The 19,725-nt window shown below is 42.6% G+C and carries 21 protein-coding genes; 16 read left to right on the plus strand and 5 right to left on the minus strand.

What is annotated here, in order from left to right:
* Positions 1-174: 174 nt before the first annotated feature.
* The 3 genes from ACKLNX_RS05490 to hslR form a co-directional block, all read right to left on the minus strand.
* Positions 175-1,128 carry a DUF808 domain-containing protein gene (locus ACKLNX_RS05490; RefSeq protein WP_412971638.1) on the minus strand — a complete coding sequence of 318 codons (954 nt, stop codon included), beginning with the start codon at positions 1,126-1,128 and terminating at the stop codon, positions 175-177.
* 88 nt (positions 1,129-1,216) lie between these two features.
* Positions 1,217-2,116, minus strand: a complete 900-nt coding sequence (hslO, locus tag ACKLNX_RS05495; RefSeq protein ID WP_412971557.1) for an Hsp33 family molecular chaperone HslO — start codon at positions 2,114-2,116, stop codon at positions 1,217-1,219.
* A gap of 55 nt (positions 2,117-2,171) precedes the next feature.
* Positions 2,172-2,636, minus strand: a complete 465-nt coding sequence (hslR, locus tag ACKLNX_RS05500; RefSeq protein ID WP_412971558.1) for a ribosome-associated heat shock protein Hsp15 — start codon at positions 2,634-2,636, stop codon at positions 2,172-2,174.
* Between the two features lie 88 nt (positions 2,637-2,724).
* Here hslR and gspC point away from each other — a divergent pair, with 88 nt between their 5' ends.
* The 13 genes from gspC (at position 2,725) to ACKLNX_RS05565 (ending at position 15,548) form a co-directional block, all read left to right on the plus strand.
* Positions 2,725-3,753, plus strand: a complete 1,029-nt coding sequence (gene gspC, locus ACKLNX_RS05505; RefSeq protein ID WP_412971559.1) for a type II secretion system protein GspC — start codon at positions 2,725-2,727, stop codon at positions 3,751-3,753.
* Positions 3,754-3,769: 16 nt separating this feature from the next.
* Entirely contained in the window at positions 3,770-5,851 is a 2,082-nt protein-coding gene (gene gspD / locus ACKLNX_RS05510; RefSeq protein ID WP_412971560.1) for a type II secretion system secretin GspD, read from the plus strand.
* A 2-nt stretch (positions 5,852-5,853) separates the two neighbouring features.
* On the plus strand, positions 5,854-7,416 hold the full coding sequence (gene gspE / locus ACKLNX_RS05515) for a type II secretion system ATPase GspE (RefSeq protein ID WP_412971561.1): 1,563 nt from the start codon (positions 5,854-5,856) through the stop codon (positions 7,414-7,416).
* Between the two features lies 1 nt (position 7,417).
* A complete protein-coding gene (gene gspF / locus ACKLNX_RS05520) occupies positions 7,418-8,632 on the plus strand; it encodes a type II secretion system inner membrane protein GspF (RefSeq protein ID WP_411695721.1) in 1,215 nt (404 codons plus the stop codon).
* 13 nt (positions 8,633-8,645) lie between these two features.
* A complete protein-coding gene (gene gspG, locus ACKLNX_RS05525) occupies positions 8,646-9,095 on the plus strand; it encodes a type II secretion system major pseudopilin GspG (RefSeq protein ID WP_411695722.1) in 450 nt (149 codons plus the stop codon).
* A gap of 54 nt (positions 9,096-9,149) precedes the next feature.
* Positions 9,150-9,767, plus strand: coding sequence for a type II secretion system minor pseudopilin GspH (gspH, locus tag ACKLNX_RS05530; RefSeq protein ID WP_412971562.1), 618 nt, complete (start codon positions 9,150-9,152; stop codon positions 9,765-9,767).
* On the plus strand, positions 9,764-10,168 hold the full coding sequence (gene gspI / locus ACKLNX_RS05535) for a type II secretion system minor pseudopilin GspI (RefSeq protein ID WP_412971563.1): 405 nt from the start codon (positions 9,764-9,766) through the stop codon (positions 10,166-10,168). Before gspH ends, gspI begins: the two co-directional genes overlap by 4 nt.
* The gene (gene gspJ / locus ACKLNX_RS05540) at positions 10,161-10,793 is read left to right on the plus strand and encodes a type II secretion system minor pseudopilin GspJ (RefSeq protein WP_412971564.1); all 633 of its coding nucleotides are present in this window, start codon (positions 10,161-10,163) and stop codon (positions 10,791-10,793) included. The genes gspI and gspJ overlap by 8 nt, the downstream gene beginning before the upstream one ends.
* Positions 10,790-11,848 carry a type II secretion system minor pseudopilin GspK gene (gspK, locus tag ACKLNX_RS05545; protein ID WP_412971565.1) on the plus strand — a complete coding sequence of 353 codons (1,059 nt, stop codon included), beginning with the start codon at positions 10,790-10,792 and terminating at the stop codon, positions 11,846-11,848. Before gspJ ends, gspK begins: the two co-directional genes overlap by 4 nt.
* A complete protein-coding gene (gene gspL / locus ACKLNX_RS05550) occupies positions 11,848-13,113 on the plus strand; it encodes a type II secretion system protein GspL (RefSeq protein WP_412971566.1) in 1,266 nt (421 codons plus the stop codon). The genes gspK and gspL overlap by 1 nt, the downstream gene beginning before the upstream one ends.
* Before the next feature lie 92 nt (positions 13,114-13,205).
* On the plus strand, positions 13,206-13,682 hold the full coding sequence (gene gspM / locus ACKLNX_RS05555) for a type II secretion system protein GspM (RefSeq protein WP_412971567.1): 477 nt from the start codon (positions 13,206-13,208) through the stop codon (positions 13,680-13,682).
* 1 nt (position 13,683) lies between these two features.
* Complete coding sequence (locus ACKLNX_RS05560; protein WP_412971568.1) at positions 13,684-14,451, plus strand: type II secretion system protein N; 768 nt, start codon at positions 13,684-13,686, stop codon at positions 14,449-14,451.
* 137 nt (positions 14,452-14,588) lie between these two features.
* A complete protein-coding gene (locus ACKLNX_RS05565; RefSeq protein WP_412971569.1) occupies positions 14,589-15,548 on the plus strand; it encodes a diguanylate cyclase domain-containing protein in 960 nt (319 codons plus the stop codon).
* Here the strand turns inward: ACKLNX_RS05565 and yjjX are convergent.
* Positions 15,545-16,069 (minus strand): inosine/xanthosine triphosphatase, encoded by a 525-nt coding sequence (yjjX, locus tag ACKLNX_RS05570; RefSeq protein WP_412971570.1) that lies wholly within the window; start codon positions 16,067-16,069, stop codon positions 15,545-15,547. The two genes, ACKLNX_RS05565 and yjjX, sit on opposite strands and share 4 nt — an antisense overlap.
* Before the next feature lie 122 nt (positions 16,070-16,191).
* Positions 16,192-16,857 (minus strand): GMP/IMP nucleotidase, encoded by a 666-nt coding sequence (gene yrfG, locus ACKLNX_RS05575; protein WP_412971571.1) that lies wholly within the window; start codon positions 16,855-16,857, stop codon positions 16,192-16,194.
* Positions 16,858-16,926: 69 nt separating this feature from the next.
* Here yrfG and nudE point away from each other — a divergent pair, with 69 nt between their 5' ends.
* From nudE to ACKLNX_RS05590, 3 genes are all read left to right on the plus strand, one after another.
* Positions 16,927-17,493: an ADP compounds hydrolase NudE gene (gene nudE, locus ACKLNX_RS05580; protein ID WP_412971572.1), complete on the plus strand. Its 567-nt coding sequence runs from the start codon at positions 16,927-16,929 to the stop codon at positions 17,491-17,493.
* Positions 17,494-18,312 carry a 3'(2'),5'-bisphosphate nucleotidase CysQ gene (gene cysQ / locus ACKLNX_RS05585; RefSeq protein ID WP_412971573.1) on the plus strand — a complete coding sequence of 273 codons (819 nt, stop codon included), beginning with the start codon at positions 17,494-17,496 and terminating at the stop codon, positions 18,310-18,312.
* A gap of 544 nt (positions 18,313-18,856) precedes the next feature.
* Positions 18,857-19,462 carry a PEP-CTERM sorting domain-containing protein gene (locus ACKLNX_RS05590; protein WP_412971574.1) on the plus strand — a complete coding sequence of 202 codons (606 nt, stop codon included), beginning with the start codon at positions 18,857-18,859 and terminating at the stop codon, positions 19,460-19,462.
* Positions 19,463-19,725: the final 263 nt, after the last annotated feature.

The raw sequence follows: 19,725 nt of genomic DNA on the forward strand, positions 1-19,725 counted from the left end.
AAAAAGGTCGTAGAGTTGTTGTGCTAACATCTTTTTCTTTATGAAAATTTGAAAGCACTAGTTTGATCTCATTAATATCATAGTCAACATAAGTTTGAATTGACTAAAACTTAGTGATCGAAGCTTAACCGATCAGCATTACGCCTGCGCGGGGATGACGATTTTTTTTTAACGTCATCCCTGCGAAGGCAGGGATCTCAGCTTTTTCACTCCCATAAAAGCAAGCAAAACAACCAAGCCTGACGCTATGCCAATAAGGCCATTCAAAATAATGCCCGTGATTGAGCCCACTATTGTGCCAAATGTTGGCAATACAGATACGACATCAACATAATGCTCTACAAAATGATGCAGGAATGGCACGCCATGTGCGATGATGCCGCCACCAACTAGGAACATAGCAGCTGTTCCTACAATCGTGAGTGTTTTCATTAGGATCGGCGCAAAGCGCAATAGAGCGCGTCCCGCTAAGCGTTGTATTTTATCGAAACTACCACTCACTGACTTACGCAAAAGATATAAACCTAAATCGTCAATTTTGACTATCAAGGCAACAAAACCGTAAACACCCACGGTAAATGCAATGCTCATTAAGGACAATACGGTAATTTGAGTTGTATAGGATTCAGCTTGTACTGTTCCCAAAATAATCACGATGATCTCGGCGCTGAGAACAAAATCAGTGCGTATAGCCCCTTTAATTTTACCTTTTTCAAGCTCAGCCAAATTGACCGTTGGATCCGCTAGCGCTTTGAGCTTTTCAGTATGAGCGGCGTCTTCCTCAGCTTTGTTTGCCATAAACTTGTGAAGTAACTTTTCAACGCCTTCAAAACACAAATACAGACCACCAATGATTAGAAGATACATCACCAACCAAGGGGCGAAATAACTGATCAACAATGCACTTGGGACTAAAATCAATTTGTTAAGAAACGAACCCTTAGCCACTGCCCAAACTACTGGTAACTCACGTTCAGCTCTCACTCCCGATACTTGTTCAGCGTTTAATGCTAAATCATCACCTAGCACACCCGCTGTTTTTTTTGCGGCCACCTTGGACAATATGGCAACGTCGTCTAGGACCGTAGCAATGTCGTCCAATAGTGTCAGTAAACTTGAAGCAGCGATAAGCCTTCTCCTAATTAAATTGACGGCTTTAAGTCAGCCAGTCAGTGTTCATCCTTAATAACAAATCAAGTTCTTAAGCTTAAAAAGCCTAGTGCTTGTTCTCATCATCGACTGCGACGTTATCCGCATGCACGTTTTCAACATCTATTGCATCAAAGCGATACTCTTGATGGCAGAATTGACAGTTCATGACAACGGCACCTTCTTCAGCCACAATTTTAAGTAAATCTTCTTTCGCCACATTTTGTAAAGCGACAGAGCTGCGCTGCTTTGAACAGTCGCAATGGAAGGTAACATCTTGCGCATCAAACAAACGAACTTTTTCTTCATGATACAAACGGTGTAGCACTTCCTCTGTAGGTAAGCTAAATAACTCTTCACTCTTAAGCGTATTCATCAATGCACCTAAATGTTCGAAATCCAAGTTTTCGCCGGCTTGTGAAGTCTCACTGCTTTCCGGCACCACTTGTAGCAACATGCCACCTGCACACGCACCATCTTCATTGCGCTGAGTTTGTAAAATCACCTTAGTGAGCAACTGTTCTGATTGTAAGAAGTAATCTTCTAAGCATTCAGCCAAAGTCGGCTTATCTAGAGCGACGATCCCTTGATAGCGTTCGCCTTCAAATGGAGCGAGGGTGATGGCTAAATAACCTTTCTTAAATAACTCAGCGAAACTCTGAGGAAGTTTAAATTGCTCATTCCAGCGCGCAACACCACGCAATTTTTGATCATGCGTGCCGTTAATCACCACATATTTAACCAAGCCTTCACTCTGAATTTGTAATGAAACTTCACCTTCAAACTTCAGTGTTGCGGTAAGTAAACTCGCAGCGGCCATTAACTCACCAAGTAAATCTTGGATAATTGGTGGATATTTATACGAATCCAAAATGCCTTGGTAACTATCTCTTAATTTAACGAGTTCGCCACGCACATTGCGCCCTTCAAATAAAAATCTATCTAACTGGTCATGCTCAACTGTCATAAATCTCTTCTTCTGTGTAATTAATTAACTGATCAACTTGCCGTTAATCAATTATCTACTGATGTTTAAAACGAATAATTTGTCTACGCTGCTTTTTGTCAGGTCGACTTTCTGGTCTTGGGCTATGAAATATACTCAACTTCCTTGCCGCTGCATTTTTTTCTCGAAGTGCGATACTTTCTTCGGTCTCTTCATACATTAACTGTGCTTGAGGTGCGCCTCTGCGCTGGCCTATTACTTCTTTGACAATAACGGTTTTAAAATCAAAGCCTGCTGGAACTTGGATGGTGGCTCCTATTTCGACCACTTTGCTCGGTTTTGAGCGCTGCTTATTATACTGAACCTTTCCGGATTGCACCAACTCTCGTGCAATCGCTCGTGTCTTACAAAAGCGTGCAGCCCACAACCATTTGTCAATTCTTACATCATTGGCATCTTGATTCTTTCCATTATTCTTAGAGGAAGAATGGCTTTGATTGGCATTTCTTTTGCTTGAATTTGCACTTTTTTGTTTTTTCATGGTCTTTTAGTTGTAAAACAATACCTATTAATTATAAAAAATCGAACACTTACGCGCTTTGCTATTGTTCACATCTCTATGACTAGATATGATGGGCATCGATAAAGTTCATAATATTAATAATAACGAGAAAATGACAGTCACTAATTTATCATTGCAACCTGCGGCAAGAATTTACAGCCAGCATCAGAACAAAATCATTCTACTGATTGTTGTGTTGCTCTCCTTGTATTTGCTTGCATATGCTGCCGAACTCACATGGCGACTTATACCGCAACCTGAAACAACGCAAAGCACTCAGGCAAATAATGTTAGCGCGCAAGCTATTAGCTCGACCTCTCGTTTAGATATAACACCTCTTACTAAACTTAACCTATTTGGTAATCCCGAGGCAAAGCCAGCACCGGTAACTATCACTGAAGTAACAGATGCACCTGAGACCAAATTAAACCTAACGCTAACGGGCGTTGTTTCTAGCAATGACCCTAAGGTGGGGGCGGCTATAGTAGAAAACAATGGCAGACAAAATACTTATGGCGTGGGTGATAAAATAGATGGCACAAACGCGACTTTGGATGAGCTATACGTTGATCGTGTAATCATCAAAAACAGGCTAAGCCGCGAAACCTTAATGCTAGACGGTATCGATTTTGATGAAGCAAATCAAAGTCGTGAACAACAAGCTCGTCAAGATGCACGCCGAGAAGCCGAAGAATTTGAAACACCACAAGGCCCAGTCGAATTCCGGATGCCTGACACTGATGAAGAAGATGCCTCATATGAAGAAGACGCTTCAGAGAGTGCAAGAGAGATGCGTGAACAAATTAGTCAATCACCGACCAGTTTCACCGATTTTATTGCAATTAAACCCCACGTTCCAAATGGGGAATTAATTGGCTACCAAGTTTCACCAGGCAAACAAGCCGATTTCTTCCATGCTGTTGGCCTTCGCTCTGGCGATATAGTTACCGCAATTAATGGCTTAGATTTATCTGATCCATCACAATCATTAGAAGCAATAACCGTTCTTAGAGAAGCACAATCACTGCAACTTGAAGTGCTACGGGGCGATGAGGCTTTGTCATTAGATATCGACATTCCGTCGTCTGAAGAATAAATAAAAGGGTCGTATTATGAGGCTGGACAGCCAAAGAATCACAAGTATTCGTCAATTTTTAAAAACAAGCGCAATTGCCGCTGGTATCGCTGCTACGTTATTTGCGACAGCTGGAGCGTATGCAACGGAATATAGCCCTAACTTTAAAAATACCGAAATTACTGAGTTCATCAACATTGTTGGTAAAAATTTGGAACGCACTATTATTGTCGATCCTAATGTGCGCGGTAAAATTACCGTTCGTAGTTACGACCTACTTACCGAAGACCAGTATTACCAATTTTTCTTAAACGTGTTGCAAGTATATGACTTTGCCGTTGTTGAGATGCCTAGCGGTATTTTGAAAGTCGTTCGTTCAAAAGACGCCAAAACGTCGAATATTCCAGTTGTTGATGGCGATATGCTTAACGGCGATGAAATGATCACGCGCGTTCTGCCTGTATATAACGTGCCAGTGCGTGAATTGGCACCTATTCTTCGTCAATTAAACGACCAAGCTGGCGGTGGTAACGTGGTAAGCCACGATCCTTCAAACGTCATGATGCTGACAGGTCGTGCAGCGGTAGTGAACCGTTTAGTTAAAATTATTGAAAGCGTTGATAGAGCGGGTGATGAAGAAGTAGAAGTCATCAAATTAAAGCACGCTTCAGCGACTGAAATGGTGCGAATCATCGAAAGCATCAATAAATCTCAAGGTAAAACAGCGGCAGGTGCAGGTAAATCGGAACCACGCGTGGTGGCGGATGACCGCACAAACAGCATTATCGTCAGTGGCGACGTGAAAGCACGTCAGCGTTTGATCAACTTAATTACTCGTATGGATCAAGAGTTAGAAACAAACGGTAACACGCGAGTCATCAACCTCAACTATGCGAAAGCAGAAGACTTAGTCAAAGTATTACAGGGCGTCAGCGCTGGTATACAGGCTGAAAGTCAAGGTGGCGCAAGTAGTAACCAGCGCAGAAGCGGCAGCGGCAATCGCGATGTCAGCATCGACTCTCACGAAGATTCAAACTCGTTAGTTATCACTGCCGAGCCAGATATGATGCGCTCCTTAGAAGAAGTTATTCGTCAACTCGATGTGCGTCGTGCTCAAGTACAAGTTGAAGCGATTATCGTTGAAGTCTTCGAAGGCGATGGCACTACCTTAGGTGTGCAGTGGGTATCTGAAGAAGGTGGTGGTACACAATTTACGAACGGTGTGATTGGTGTTGGTTCTCTTGGCGTCGCATTACGTGAAGCTGAAGATACAGAAGTGAAAGGGTTTACGACTACAGCGAATGGCGAAACCGTTGCTACTACTACAACGAATGAAGGTAATTTAACACCTTTAGCTGCATTACTAGGTTCCGCAAACGGCCTAATTGCAGGTGTTATCAAAAATGGTTGGGGCGCCGTTGTTCAAGCAGTCAGTACCGACACAAATTCAAATATTCTAGCAACGCCGCACTTAACCACTATGGACAACGAAGAAGCCTTCTTTATTGTCGGTCAAGAAGTACCAATTATTACGGGTTCAACTACCGGCTCTAACAATGGTAATCCTTTCCAACAAGTTGAACGTCAAGATGTGGGTATAAAGCTTAAAGTGACGCCTCAAATTAACGAAGGCGACGCTATTCAGTTACAAATTGAACAGGAAGTATCGAGCGTATCCGGCGCTACATCTGTTGATATTTCAATTAACAAACGTGAAATCAAAACAACGGTTATTGTCGATGATGGCGGCACCATCGTATTGGGCGGCTTAATAGATGAAGACGTGCAAGAAAGTGTGTCTAAGGTGCCAATTTTAGGTGATATCCCGTTCATTGGTCACTTGTTCAAATCTACAACGGTAAGTAAACGTAAGCGTAATTTGATGGTCTTCATTCGCCCAACGATTATTCGTGATGGCATTACTTCAAACAAAATTAGCTTACGTAAATACAACTATATTCGCGCTCAGCAATTAAAACGTCAGTCGGAAGGTGTGCCATTAATGCCATTTACCGAAGGTCCTTCATTGCCAGAATGGAATGATGCAATGATTTTGCCGCCGTCTTTTGACGAGTACTTGCTTGAGAAAGAGAAGAAAGCGAAAGAAGGCAACGATTAGTAATGTCAGAACTTAATAACGATCTCAGCTTAGAGGAAACCGAGGCTCTCGTTACCGACGAGGTCACCGATGGACAGCCAGAAGAAGCTGAGCCTTTAGCTGATTTACAGTTGCCGTTTAGTTACGCCAAACGCTGCAAAGTTTTGGTGGAGTCGGCGCATGATCCCGTAAAGGTGTATCACACGCCGAGCACTCAATTATCGGTTTTTGCTGAGGTGCGTCGTTTCCTAGATCAATCATTCGTACTTGAAGAAATTGCTGAAAACCGCTTTGAAGAACTGCTCACTAACAGCTTTCAACGTGACTCAAGTGCCGCTAAACAATTGATGGAAGATTTAGGTAATGAAAGTGATCTACTCTCATTAGCTGAAGACCTACCTGATACTGAAGACTTACTCGAAAGCGAAGGCGACGCCCCTATTATTCGCCTTATCAACGCTATGTTAGGTGAAGCAATTAAAGAAGGCGCGTCTGATATTCATATCGAAACCTTCGAGAATCAATTGGTCGTGCGCTTCCGTGTCGACGGTGTATTACGTGAAATTTTGCGTCCTAACCGCAAGATGTCATCAATGTTAGTTTCGCGTATTAAAGTAATGTCAAAAATGGATATTGCTGAAAAACGTGTGCCGCAAGATGGCCGAATTAGCCTACGTATTGCAGGGCGTGCGGTTGATGTGCGTGTTTCGACAATGCCATCAAGTCATGGCGAACGTGTTGTTTTGCGTCTACTCGATAAGAACAATGCGCGCTTAGATTTGAAAGACTTAGGCATGACCCTAGACAATCGCAATCATTTCTCAAGCCTCATCCGCAAACCACACGGCATTATGCTAGTAACTGGGCCAACAGGTTCGGGTAAAAGTACCACTTTGTACGCTGGCCTAAGTGAAATAAACTCAAAAGACCGCAATATCCTTACCGTTGAAGATCCTATCGAATTCGATTTAGAAGGTATAGGGCAAACCCAAGTGAATCCGCGAGTTGATATGACCTTCGCGAGAGGCCTTCGCGCCATTCTTCGTCAAGATCCAGACGTGGTCATGGTAGGTGAAATTCGTGATATCGAAACAGCACAAATTGCCGTGCAAGCGAGTTTAACCGGTCACTTAGTATTATCGACCTTACACACGAATACAGCAGCAGGCGCAATTACGCGATTGGAAGATATGGGTATTGAACCCTTTTTGCTATCGAGTAGTTTATTGTCTGTATTATCGCAACGCTTAGTACGAACATTGTGTAAAGATTGTAAAAAGCCTCACGAGCCTAGCGCCGCTGAGCGTGAAACATTAAGTATCTCTGAAGGCGAGCAAGTCGTTATTTACGGCCCAGTAGGCTGCACTGCATGTAACCACACAGGTTATCGCGGCAGAACGGGTATTCATGAGCAACTTATCGTTGATGAGCACATTCGTGAAATGATGCACGAAGGCAAAGGCGAACAAGCGATTGAAAGATATGTGCGTAAAACGACACCTTCTATACGCCAAGACGGCTGCGATAAAGTGCTGCAAGGCGTGACTTCCTTAGAAGAAGTATTACGAGTCACCAGAGAAGAATAATATGGCAGCCTTTGCATACAAGGCCATGGATGCCAATGGAAAATCCAAAAATGGTGTATTGGAAGGTGATAACGCCCGCCAAATACGTCAGCAAATACGTGAGCAGGGATTTATTCCGCTTGAAGTAGAACAAGTTGCCGAGCAAGAGAAAAAAAGCCAAGCCTCATTTTCTCTGTTTAAAGCCAAGATTTCTGCGGGTGAACTCGCTCTTTTAACTCGCCAAATGGCAACCCTAATAGAGTCGGCGCTGCCAATTGAAGAAGCTTTGTTAGCTGTCGCGGAACAGTGTGAAAAACCACGCCATAAGAACATGATGATGGCTGTGCGCAGTAAAGTGGTTGAAGGTCATGGATTTGCAGAAGCGCTTTCCGAATTCCCTTATGTGTTTGATAATCTATTTCGCGCTATGGTTGCCGCGGGTGAGAAATCTGGGCATTTGGACACGGTGTTGAATCGTCTTGCTGACTACACTGAAAACCGAGAAAAGACACGTAACCAGATCATTCAGGCTTTAGTTTATCCTCTCATCATGATGGTAGTCGCAATTAGTGTCGTAATCATGCTCTTAGTTAAAGTGGTGCCAACAATTGTTGGCCAGTTTGATCAGATGGGGCAAGACTTACCCACTATCACGAAAATTCTCATTGCCATCAGTAATGGTGTTCAAGACTACGGGTTTTATGCCGCAATAGTCTTAGCTATATTAGTGTTTTTAATCGCTCGCTTATTGGCAATTCCGCGTATGCGATTGAAATATCATAAAAAGCTATTAAGGATGCCCTTCGTCGGCCGCTTAACGAGGAGCACAAACACAGCTCGATTCGCACGTACTTTGAGTATTTTAACCGCCAGCGCCGTGCCTTTATTAGAATCAATGCGCATTGCTGGCAATGTTTTAGAGAACCTTCATCTAAGAGAAGCGGTCAAAGAAGCAGCATCAAAGGTAAAAGAAGGCTCGAGTTTAAAAAACGCCTTGGAAAAAACCAAAATGTTTCCACCAATGATGATGCATATGATTGCGTCGGGTGAGCGTTCTGGCGAATTACAACAAATGTTGGCGCGCGCAGCCGACAACCAAGATAGGGAGTTTGAATCCACCGTGAGCATCTCTCTTAAAATATTTGAACCTGTGCTGATTGTAAGTATGGCAGGGGTTGTATTATTCATAGTATTGGCAATATTAATGCCGATACTGGCATTGAACAGTTTAGTCTAAGAGGTAATTATTTATGAGCAATCAAAACAAAATGGGTAAAAAGCAACTCGGTTTCAGCTTAATCGAAATTATGGTCGTGTTATTTATCATAGGCATGATGGCGGCGTTTGTTGCACCGCAAATTTTTGAGAATCAAGGTACAGCACAAATCAAAAAGGCGGCAGTTGATATACAAACTTTAGAAGGCCAGTTAGAGATGTATAAGCTTCGTACTAACCGCTTTCCAACGACAGAACAGGGTTTAGAAGCGCTTGTATCTTCACCTACTATTGAGCCGATCCCAAGAAACTACCCAACGGAAGGTTTTATCAAGCGTTTACCACTTGATCCTTGGGGTAACCCATATCAGTTGTTGAGCCCAGGCGAAATCGACACTATCGATATCTATTCATTTGGTCCTGATATGGAAGAAGGTACAGACGATGATATCGGTACTTGGAATATTAACGAATACCTTCAGTAGAGAAAACTGAGAAATTCACTCTTTGCGAAAAGAGCGTTCCAATCAAAAGAGAGGATGAAAGTGCGTAAGCAACAAGCAGGTTTTACACTAATCGAAATAATGCTCGTTATTGCACTTATCGGCTTGATGATCTCAGTGGTGTCTTATACTGCCATTGGCGCTAACAATCGTGACAAGGTTGACGAACAAGCCAAGCGCTTTCAAGTCGTGTTCGATATGGCAAGTGATTATGCAGTGTTGAATCAGGTTCAACTGGGCATTCGTATCGATGAAAAGGAAAACACTTACACTTATGTTTTCCTCGATGATGAAGACCAATGGATAGAAATGGCAGACCAAAAATTATTTGCCTCCTATCAACTCCCTGAGTTTATGACCCTGCAACTAAACTTAGACGATTTACCTTGGGAACAAGAAGAACAATTGTTTGATCGTGACCTATTTGACGAAGAGCTCAGCATTAGTAACGAAGGTGTCGAGATAGGTAATGAAGAGGATATCCCTCCACCTCCACCACAAATATTTTTACTGTCTAGTGGCGACATCACCCCCTTTGAATTGACCATTACCTACGAAGATGAGTTCAGCTCCGAACAACCCATCACCTTCACCTTGCGCGCCAAAGAAGTCACGCCTATAGAACGCATTGCACCTGAGGATATTCTTTTATGAATATCCATATACTAAGCAAGCAAAAGCATAATCAGGCAGGCTTTACCCTGCTTGAAATCATGGTGGCGATGTTTATCTTTGCCGTCGCGGGTGCTGCTATTATCAAAACCACCACCGAACACATTAATTCGGTGGGCAAGCTAGAAGAAATTACATTTGCTACTTGGGTAGCAAACAATCAATTAACACAGGCTACATTGCTAGCCGAAAAAACATGGCCTCCCAAGAACAACGAACGCGGCAGTGTAGAAATGCTAGATCGCACTTGGTATTGGCAACAAGAAGTACAAGCCACGACTGATGAAAGCTTAAAAGCGATCATCATCACTGTAGGCACTGATCCCGAATATGAGGGTACGATTACCTCTGTAACAACCTATGTAGCGAAGTCTAATGAGTAGACTACAGCAGCTAAACAAAAAGCCCTATCAGTCTGGTTTCACTTTGATTGAGATTATGGTGGCGATGGCTATTTTTGCTCTTATAGCAGTAGGCTCAGTGGCAATGCTGAGTGCTATCTCCGATAAAAATGATTTATCCGAAGAGCGCATGCAATCACTACAAGACATGCAGCGTGCTATGCTGATTATCGAGCGCGATTTTTTACAAATGGTACCCCGCAAAACCCGCGTTGATGGCGAAGTCACTGACACCTTGGTCTTTGCCGATAATTACGCATTTGAAAGTGATAGCTATGGTTTAAGCTTTGTTCGCTCTGGCTGGCATAACCCACAGCTCACCTTACGCCGAAGCACATTGCAGTCGGTAGCTTATCGCACTCAAGATAATCAATTACAGCGCTTATATTCAACTTATGTAGACAACGCCATCGGCCATGAACCGAAAATGCGAGTGCTGCTTGAAAACATTGAGTCTGTTCGTTTTGAATTTTTAGAGAAGTTCGATAGCAAGAAGTTTGAATGGAAAGAAGCCGAACCAATTGAAGAGCTACCAATTGCCGTGGCTATTATCATCAAATCAAACCTGTATGGTGAAATTCGTCGTGAATTTAAGGTGAGACGATGAATAGCTTCCATACTTCATTCAATAAACAGCGTGGCGTTGCCCTGTTAGTTATCCTATTGATCGTAGCCATTGTGAGCATCATCGCCACCGAAATGATGGCTAGAATGCAGCTCAACGTTGCTAGAACCGTGAATATTAAAGATAACAATCAAGCTTATTGGTATGCCATCGGTGCTGAAGAGTTCGCGAAAAAATCCTTAAATGAATTGAAGTCATTATCTCCAGACAATATGAACTTGGGTCAGCCGTGGGCTCAAGTCTTTGAATACCCAATTGATAGTGGCGGCATTCAAGCAGAGTTAATTGACCTGCAGTCTTGTTTTAACTTGAATACATTAGGCCCAGTGGCTGGGGAGCCGGATCCTGATCCAGATCCAAATCCCGATCCGCCTCCTCCACCAAGTCCTGGCACCCCCAATGCAGCACCAAAAGATGCTGCTCAAGCATTCTTCAACTTAATGCGCTTAAGCAGTGACAATATTGACTCCTATACTGCTGAAACAGTGCGTGATTCACTCATAGATTGGCTTGATCCTGACGACGACATTACCGGCTATGGTGCAGAAGATTCAGACTATGAATCTTTACGAATCCCCTATGTTGCAGCGAATGCATACATGACTAACAAATCGGAAATAAGATTAATTAATGGTATCGAAACGACTTACCTGAGTAATCTGCTACCTCATGTTTGTGTTATTCCTGATCAAACTTTTAACGCAATGGAAGTGAATATCAACACGGTAAAAGAAGAAAGTGCGCATGTTATTGCCGCCATGTTGAATTTAGATCTAGAGGATGTAAAGCGCATTATTGCATCTCGACCGGTAGATGGTTTTGCTAACACGAGTGACTTTTTTTCCGAACCTAACATCGTTGCATTGAATCTTAGTGCGGCACAAAAGAAGTGGTTCATATTAAAAACAAATTATTTCATGCTACGCACCAAAACCCGTTACAATAATGCGAGTTTTAGAATGACCAGTATTTTTAAGCTCGATGGTGATGATGGAAGCGTGAGTGTGATCAGTAGAGAATTCGGAGGCATTAATTAATGGAAAAACTAGCGATAAGGTTGGGTTCAAACCCGCAAGACCCTGTTCATTGGCTAGTATGGTCTGACACAGAGAAAGAAATCATTGCTTCGGGTGAACTACCTGATATGAATGCTTTGGATCAGCTAAAAGAGCGCGCTCCCAATGCTCTTGTAGTAGGTATTGTGCCAAGTTGTGATGTTGTGCTTAAAACCGTGCAACTGCCACTGAAAGCGAACCGTAAAGTCTTAAACGCGATTCCTTTTATGCTTGAGGACGAACTTGCCTCAGATATTAGCAAATCATTTTTTGCTTTTGGTAAACGCATCGGAGACAGCCAACAGGTTGCCATTGTCACTCGCGAAAAATTACTTTTTTGGCAAGAAGCCCTAAAACAAGCTAATTTGTACTGCGATTTGTTGGTTCCCGACGTTCTAGCTTTGCCATACTCAGATAATAATATTAGTTTACTCAGTATGGGCAACTCAGAACACGCTCCACTTATTGTCCGCGCAGACGAATGGGCTGGTTTCCAAGGTGAACAAAGCTGGGCGTATCCCTTGCTTGAAAAACAACTCAATGCAAAGCCTTTGTCGGTAACTGTTTATTCAGAGCTTCAGCACAGTGATTATTTAGAAGCGCTAGTCAAGAAGCAACAAGATGATAGCGAAGAAGTCACAGCATCAGAAGAACAAAGCAATCAGCCTAATTTGTCACAAAACTACGATAAGCTGCCAATGCAGTTATTGTTAGATGGTGCACTTGATGCCAAGTTTAATCTGCTCCAGGGTGAATTCGTTGTTAAACGCAAAACTAATGCCCAGTGGGACAAATGGCGCCTAGCAGCGGTACTTGCCGCTATCGCACTTTGCGTTAACCTAGTGGGTAAAACGCTTGAGTTAAACTCGATTAAAAGCCAGCGTCAGAGTGTTGAATCAAGGTTACAAGCAAGCATTAAGAAAGGCTTCCCAAACTTGCCTAAATCGAGAAACAAAGAAGCGGCGATCAAAAAAGAAATGGCGCGTCTTGAACAAGGCGGTGGTGGTATTTCGATGATTGTGATGCTAACGCAAATGAGCCCCTCTTTTGCAAACACAGGCGTCACTCCGCAATCCATTCGTTACGATGCAAGTCGCACAGAATTGCGTATGCAATCGGTTGCCAGTAATTTTGAATCTTTAGAAAAATTCAGACGCGAAGTCCAAGCACTAGGTTTTGAAGTAGACCAAGGCGCTATCAATAACCAAGGCGATCAGGTGATCGGGACAGTTGTTATCAAGGGCTAGTTAGCAAGAATGAGTTAGCACGGGCTGGTTATCAAGTCTTTGCTAACAAGGACGAACAGCTATTCGTCCTAATTAATCATAAAAAGGTTAGTATGAAAAAGTATTTTGGATGGTTTTACGCGTTGTCAGAACGCGAACAAAAAATGGTGAGCGTGGTCGGTATCGTATCCGTCATCATGATTTTCTATTTCGCATTATGGGCGCCTCTAAATAACACCTTAGCGCGCCAACAAACATTGCTTGAAAACCAAACCGCATTCGCCGTTTGGGTTGAAGATCAAGCTAGCAGAGCCGCTACTTTGCGCCGTTCCGCTTCTGGCGCCACATTCAATGGTTCACTCACACAATTGGTCAATCAAACTACTCGTAGCAGCAATATTCAAGTTGCCCGTATGCAGCCTGTTGGCGACAACTTACAAATAACTGTGGACGAAGTTCTTTTTTCTGACCTTATCACGTGGTTAGATCAACTTGAGCGCAGAGGCGTTATTGTCATTCAATCTGATATTACCGAAACGAACAATGCAGGCTACGTGCAGGTTCGTCGATTGCAACTAGGAAAGCGTTAATATGTTAAAGATGAAGCCTTGGAAATGGGTCGTACTGGCTATTTTTACTTATTTAATATTGCTCGTTGCTTATATTCCAGCGGCACATGTTCTGGCGTTTGTGCAGAAAAATAACCCCAAATTACCCGTAAGTATTGGCAGTGTTGAAGGTACATTATGGTCTGGAAGAGTTGATAAGGTGATTGCTCAAGGCATTGCTATCAATAATTTGCGCTGGGAATTATCGCCATGGTCATTGCTATTAGGTAAAGCAAGTATCGATCTTAACGGCGGGAAAATTAGAGATACGCAGCAAACATATGTGAAAGGCAACATTAGTGCTTCTTTGTTTAATGTGCAGAATATAAGCGCACAAGAATTAAAACTATTCTTGCCCGCACGCAGTGTCATGGCTCAAGTACCCATGCCTGTGCCTGTAACAGCAGATGGCCGTTTCAGAGTTGATATCCAAGATTTCGAATTTAACAATGCCTGCATCAATCTAGCAGGAAAAGGGAGTTGGCTAAAAGGCACCGTAAGTGGGCCAACTGGCGTAATTGATTTCGGTAATTTTGATGCTAATTTGGCCTGTGAGGGTGAACAGTTTTCGATTCAAATACTGCCTGATAACAAGCTAAATCTTGATGCAAAAGTATTATTATCGGTTGCCGGTAAGTACAAAATAAATGGTCGCTTCAAACCGGCTAGTGACTTACCAAAAGAAGTTCATCAGAGTGCTAATTTCTTTGGCGCAGCTGACAGCCAGGGCTATCGAAACATCAATTTATAAGTTTGCTAGACTATACCTTTACACTTTCAATTAAGAATTTGAGCAAATTTATCAAATAAGACTTTAAGTTGTGTGTTTTTTGTACTATTTTGGTAGTCACATTAGACGAAAGTATATGTATTAGTGGGAAACCGTGTATGCATTTAAGACAAGTCGCAACCAACTACACTATTGATTCAATAGATTCTAAAAAATCTCGCTTGCTCGTCGTGGATGACGATCCCACTCAACTTCGCTTTTATTTGCATGGCTTAAGCAAAGAATATCATTGTCAGTTCGCAAGGTCGGGCAATGAGGCTATCAGTTTCGCGCGAAGAATACCTCAACCAGATCTCATTATTCTCGACGTTGTTATGCCCGACCTTGGTGGCTTTGAAATTTGTCGATTGCTAAAAACCGATGAACTGACCTCTCACATTCCTGTTATCTTTGCTAGTGGCGTCGACGATATTGATAGCAAAGTGCAAGGCTTCGCACTCGGATGCGTCGACTACATTACAAAGCCTGTCCTTATCCCAGAAATGAAGGCACGAATTTCAACTCACCTCAAACTAAAAAGACAGGGATACTTATTAGAGTCATTGGCTTACACCGACCCGCTGACACAAGTCGCAAATCGACGGAAGTATAATGAAACATTGCAAAGAGAGTGGTCGCGAAGTATTCGTTACGCCCAACCAATTTCCATGTTGCTAATCGATATCGATTTTTTTAAGCAGTTTAATGATTTTTATGGACACAATGTGGGTGATGATTGTTTAATAAAGATTGCGCACAATTTGCATTCATTGAGTCGCAGACCCGGTGACCTGTTCGCTCGAATTGGTGGTGAAGAATTCGTACTTATATTGTGCGATTGTGATGCAATGGGCGCGGAGGCTAAAGCGAGAGACCTAATACAAACTGTCTCTCATTTAAATATTGCTAATCAAGGTGCACCAAATCATGACCGTGTGACGATTAGTGTTGGAGTCGCCACATCATCACCTAAAGCTGAAGATGAGCCACTGGCTTTATTTCAAGCCGCTGATGGTGCCTTATTTGAAGCTAAAAACTCTGGAAGGAACAAATACTCAAGAGCGAATTTAGAGTACTAATCGTATAAATTTGGGTAGAAAAACACACTAAGGCTAAGAAGTGTAGCGCTTACGTAGATGCTTTTGCGAGTTTCCAAGCCATTACTTAGCTGTCCTATCGCTCCGCCTTTTTGCTTTATATTGACAGTATTAAACATCTCGTCCATCGCTGGACCAAGTTCGCCGCCAGCCTTTAGCTTTTGATAAATTTGATTAGGTAATGGGAGTGACGCCGTTCGTCCGGTCTGGAGTCGATCTTTGTTGGCAATACATACTACGGCGTAAGTGCTTGGGATTTCGTCTAGAACATCAACCCCACCTTCGTAACTCACATAATAATCTGCCGTATGACGTTGTTGGCAATATTTCACTCGATTCACCGCACCATCACGAGTTTCGGTGGCACTCATAGGTTGCTCACTCACTAAGGACGGCGCGTCTACCGCCACTACTTCTAATGTTTCAGCGGGAAAAGCGCTCGCGAAACTAGTTCGAGCTGCATCGATTTTGACTGGATTTTTAGACGCTACAATTATTTTCATTTGGCTATTTTCAATCTGCTTTTTATCCGAATATTTTTATGTAATTTTTGATTCGACTAATTTTGAACGACGTTTCATTCGGCTACGTTGCTCGTTTTTTAAAGGAATTTAATATTGCGCAACTAACAAATATCATCTAAAAACGACAAATAATCATTCGTCGTAATATGTCCATGCAACTTGTTTTCAGGCTTTTTGCTATCCGGATTAGTGATACCCAATGTATAGCCAATTCCATAGGTTTTTGCCGCATCTAGGATCGCTTGGCTATCATCCACAAATAAAGTTTTAGCAGGGTCAAACTGCAAGTGCGCTTGTAACCTTTCCCAAAGTAATTGTGACTCCTTGGTGACGCCAAATTGGTGAGTCGATATTAGCTCATCAATATGTGTATCTAATTGGGTCTTCTCAACTTTTAAGGACAAGCTTCCAGGGTGAGCGTTCGTCACTAGAACCACTTTCTTATTTTTTGCTTTCAAAGCATCTAAAAATGGAATGGTATCGGGTCGTAAACTGATTAGATGCGCAATTTCTTGTTTGGCTTCCACAATATCGAGGCCAAGTTGTTCAGTCCAATAATCAAGACAATACCACTCAATCTGGCCTTCAACTTTAGCGTAGGATTCACGCATTTCTTGCCGACATAGCTCAATGTTTTTACCTTCTTTTTCCGCAAGCTTTTGTGGAATATGTTCTAGCCAAAATTGATTATCGAAATGCAAATCGAGAAGTGTCCCGTCCATATCCAATAAAACAGTTTCAATGTTATGCCAAGGTAAGAGTGCCAAGCGAATTTCCTTGTGATAATGTAAGCTTATAAAGCAATTAAAGACGCCACAGTTTAACGTGAATCAGGAATGAGTAAAATAGACAATAACAAAGTGTTGCCCATCGTCCATAATTCGGAAATTGTGGCTAAATCAAAATTTTTCAAAATCGAAAAACTTGATCTTGAATTTAGTAATGGTGCCACCCGAGAATTCGAAAGAATGGCAGGTTCAGGCCGAGGCGCAGTCATGATTGTGCCATTGAAAGATGCTGACACTATGTTACTTATTCGCGAATATGCTTGCGGAACGCACTCCTATCAACTCGGATTCCCCAAAGGTTTAATTGACCCAGGTGAGAGTCCTGAGCAAGCAGCTAATCGAGAATTGCAGGAAGAGGTTGGTTATATAGCAAGCCAACTTCACCCGCTGCACACCGTGCATATGGCCCCTACATTTTTTGATGCGAAAATGCATATTTTGATCGCTGAAGGTTTGTCACACCAATCGCTCGAGGGAGATGAACCAGAGCCATTGGAGGTAATTGAATGGCCTATAGCGAATGTCGACGAACTGCTAGCAAGAGAGGATTTTGTTGAAGCTCGATGCGTTGCTGCATTACTCTTATTACAAAAGTGGAAGAAGGAAAATACATAAGTGCACCATTCCATTGCAGAGTTATTAGATATAGCCAAAGAAGCCGCCTGTACAGCAGGTAAAGAAGTCTTAGAAATTTATGACAAAGGCACATTTGAGGCTTACGAAAAAGAAGATGAATCGCCGGTAACGAGCGCAGATTATCGAGCAAACGATATCATCATGAATATGCTACAAGAACAAACGCCCGACATTCCAATCATGTCGGAAGAAACGCCTCAACTGCCGCTTGCAGAGCGTTCAAAATGGACGCGATATTGGCTAATCGATCCCATTGACGGTACGCAGGAATTCATCGCCCGTTCTGGTGATTTTGCCGTTAACATTGCCCTAATTGAAAACAACGAACCGGTCATAGGTGTTATTTATTGGCCAGCTGGCGAGACTTTATACTTTGCAAGTAAAGATCAAGGTGCCTATAAGCGTTGCAGTGTCGAAACCAAAAAGATCAACGTTAGACAATTTAAAGCACCCGCCGAAGACGTCATTATGATCGCTATTAGCCGCAGACAATCTCGTGAAAGAGTCTTCGACAGAATGTCAGATCAACGCGTATATCAAACACTTCCTGCCGGCAGTTGCTCCTTAAAGGCCTGCTTTATTGCCGAAGGAAAAGCGGATGTGTTCATGCGCTTAGGTATTACGGGTGAGTGGGATACGGGCGCATCTCAATGTATCATTAACGAAGCCGGCGGAAGAATTGTTGCTGCCACTTTCGACGAACTCAGTTATAACCAACGCGACTCTGTTGAAAACCCAGATTTCGTTGTACTTGGCGATCAACGCGTTAATTGGGAAAGTGTTATTTGTTATAAATAGCGCTTTATCCCCCGTCGTTCCTACGACATACCGTCGTTCCTGCAACATACCGTCATTCCTGCAACATACCGTCATTCCTGCAACATACCGTCATTCCTACGACATACCGTCATTCCTGCAACATACCGTCATTCCTGCAACATACCGTCATTCCTGCGAAGGCAGGAACCTCCAAAACAAAAAGCAGATTTATACATCGTCGCTCCTCCGAATACCCGGTCATTCCTAGGAATATCCCGTCGTTCCTGCGAATACCCCGTCATTCCTAGGAATATCCCGTCGTTCCTGCGAAGGCAGGAATCTCCAAAACAATTAGAAGGGTTGAAAGAAAACTGTATAAAATACAAACAACCAAGTGTCAGCTATTTTTACACATAATATTCAAACACAGTTAAACGCCTTAAAAACAAACACACAAAAACTCTAAGCATCTGAAATAATTATTAATTCAATTAAAGGTCTACTTTTTGCATTTAGGTTAAATTGAATAGACAACGGGCGCTATATAGCGCTTTCTATAATTACAAAAGGTAGTACTCAGACCATGAGAAACAAAATATTAGTTATTTTAATGCTGTTGATTAGTAGTCAGGCACAGTCATCAATTATCGGTAACGATGTAATTGATAGAGTTAGCGTTGACGGAGCTACATATATCAACTTTGTAGACACAACATTGATGTTTACAGAAGATTCTGTCATTGAATCGTGGGATATATGGGTTAGGCAAGGTAGAGAGAACGCCGCTTTTGCACTTCAAATATATCGTGCAACATCAAACGCAAATGAATTTATGTTGATTGCTGAGAACATGTTTAGTAGCGGTGCAGGCACCTTTGGCTTAGTCAATTTAGCAATTGCTAATGGCAATCAAATTCAAGCACAAGCCGGCGATTTTGTTGGCTGGTGGTTTGGTGGTGACAAAGGTGTTTTTGAATACGATGCTAACAGCAGTGATCAAGTGAATTGGAAATATGAAAGTACTAGCCCTACTGGGAGTGTTAACGTGGGTGACACTGTTGTGATGGCATCAGGACAGAGAAGAGAATACTCTATCAGCGCTAATGCTAGAGCTGTTCCAGAGCCTTCATTCATAGCCCTTTTTGCTTTGGGTATCATCGGTTTGACACTTTCAGCACGTAAAAAGTAAATCATTCACGAAAGCACGGGGCTCAGAGACCCCATCTTCCTTGCGAAGACGAGGATCTAAAAGCTCGCGTCTTCCGTGCGAAGGCGAGGTTCTATAAGCCCGTCTTCCTCGCGAAGGCGAGGTTTTAAAAGCCCGTCTTCCTCGCGAAGGCGAGGATCTTATGTCGTTTACTCAAAGTTAAGAGTATGTTTTTAAGTTTGAAAAAAATGGTGGGAGTTCCTTGCCTGCGCAAGGATGACGATGCTGTAGCAAGGATGACGATG

Source organism: Glaciecola sp. MF2-115 (assembly GCF_047250385.1).
Taxonomy (GTDB): Bacteria; Pseudomonadota; Gammaproteobacteria; order Enterobacterales; family Alteromonadaceae; genus Glaciecola.

Excerpts from the sequence above, each read along its gene's own strand:
- hslO (WP_412971557.1), bottom strand. The coding sequence starts at position 2,116 with ATGACAGTTGAGCATGACCAGTTAGATAGATTTTTATTTGAAGGGCGC.
- hslR (WP_412971558.1), bottom strand. The coding sequence starts at position 2,636 with ATGAAAAAACAAAAAAGTGCAAATTCAAGCAAAAGAAATGCCAATCAA.
- gspC (WP_412971559.1), top strand. The coding sequence starts at position 2,725 with ATGATGGGCATCGATAAAGTTCATAATATTAATAATAACGAGAAAATG.
- gspD (WP_412971560.1), top strand. The coding sequence starts at position 3,770 with ATGAGGCTGGACAGCCAAAGAATCACAAGTATTCGTCAATTTTTAAAA.
- gspE (WP_412971561.1), top strand. The coding sequence starts at position 5,854 with ATGTCAGAACTTAATAACGATCTCAGCTTAGAGGAAACCGAGGCTCTC.
- gspF (WP_411695721.1), top strand. The coding sequence starts at position 7,418 with ATGGCAGCCTTTGCATACAAGGCCATGGATGCCAATGGAAAATCCAAA.
- gspG (WP_411695722.1), top strand. The coding sequence starts at position 8,646 with ATGAGCAATCAAAACAAAATGGGTAAAAAGCAACTCGGTTTCAGCTTA.
- gspH (WP_412971562.1), top strand. The coding sequence starts at position 9,150 with ATGAAAGTGCGTAAGCAACAAGCAGGTTTTACACTAATCGAAATAATG.
- gspI (WP_412971563.1), top strand. The coding sequence starts at position 9,764 with ATGAATATCCATATACTAAGCAAGCAAAAGCATAATCAGGCAGGCTTT.
- gspJ (WP_412971564.1), top strand. The coding sequence starts at position 10,161 with ATGAGTAGACTACAGCAGCTAAACAAAAAGCCCTATCAGTCTGGTTTC.
- gspK (WP_412971565.1), top strand. The coding sequence starts at position 10,790 with ATGAATAGCTTCCATACTTCATTCAATAAACAGCGTGGCGTTGCCCTG.
- gspL (WP_412971566.1), top strand. The coding sequence starts at position 11,848 with ATGGAAAAACTAGCGATAAGGTTGGGTTCAAACCCGCAAGACCCTGTT.
- gspM (WP_412971567.1), top strand. The coding sequence starts at position 13,206 with ATGAAAAAGTATTTTGGATGGTTTTACGCGTTGTCAGAACGCGAACAA.
- ACKLNX_RS05560 (WP_412971568.1), top strand. The coding sequence starts at position 13,684 with ATGTTAAAGATGAAGCCTTGGAAATGGGTCGTACTGGCTATTTTTACT.
- ACKLNX_RS05565 (WP_412971569.1), top strand. The coding sequence starts at position 14,589 with ATGCATTTAAGACAAGTCGCAACCAACTACACTATTGATTCAATAGAT.
- yjjX (WP_412971570.1), bottom strand. The coding sequence starts at position 16,069 with ATGAAAATAATTGTAGCGTCTAAAAATCCAGTCAAAATCGATGCAGCT.
- nudE (WP_412971572.1), top strand. The coding sequence starts at position 16,927 with ATGAGTAAAATAGACAATAACAAAGTGTTGCCCATCGTCCATAATTCG.
- ACKLNX_RS05590 (WP_412971574.1), top strand. The coding sequence starts at position 18,857 with ATGAGAAACAAAATATTAGTTATTTTAATGCTGTTGATTAGTAGTCAG.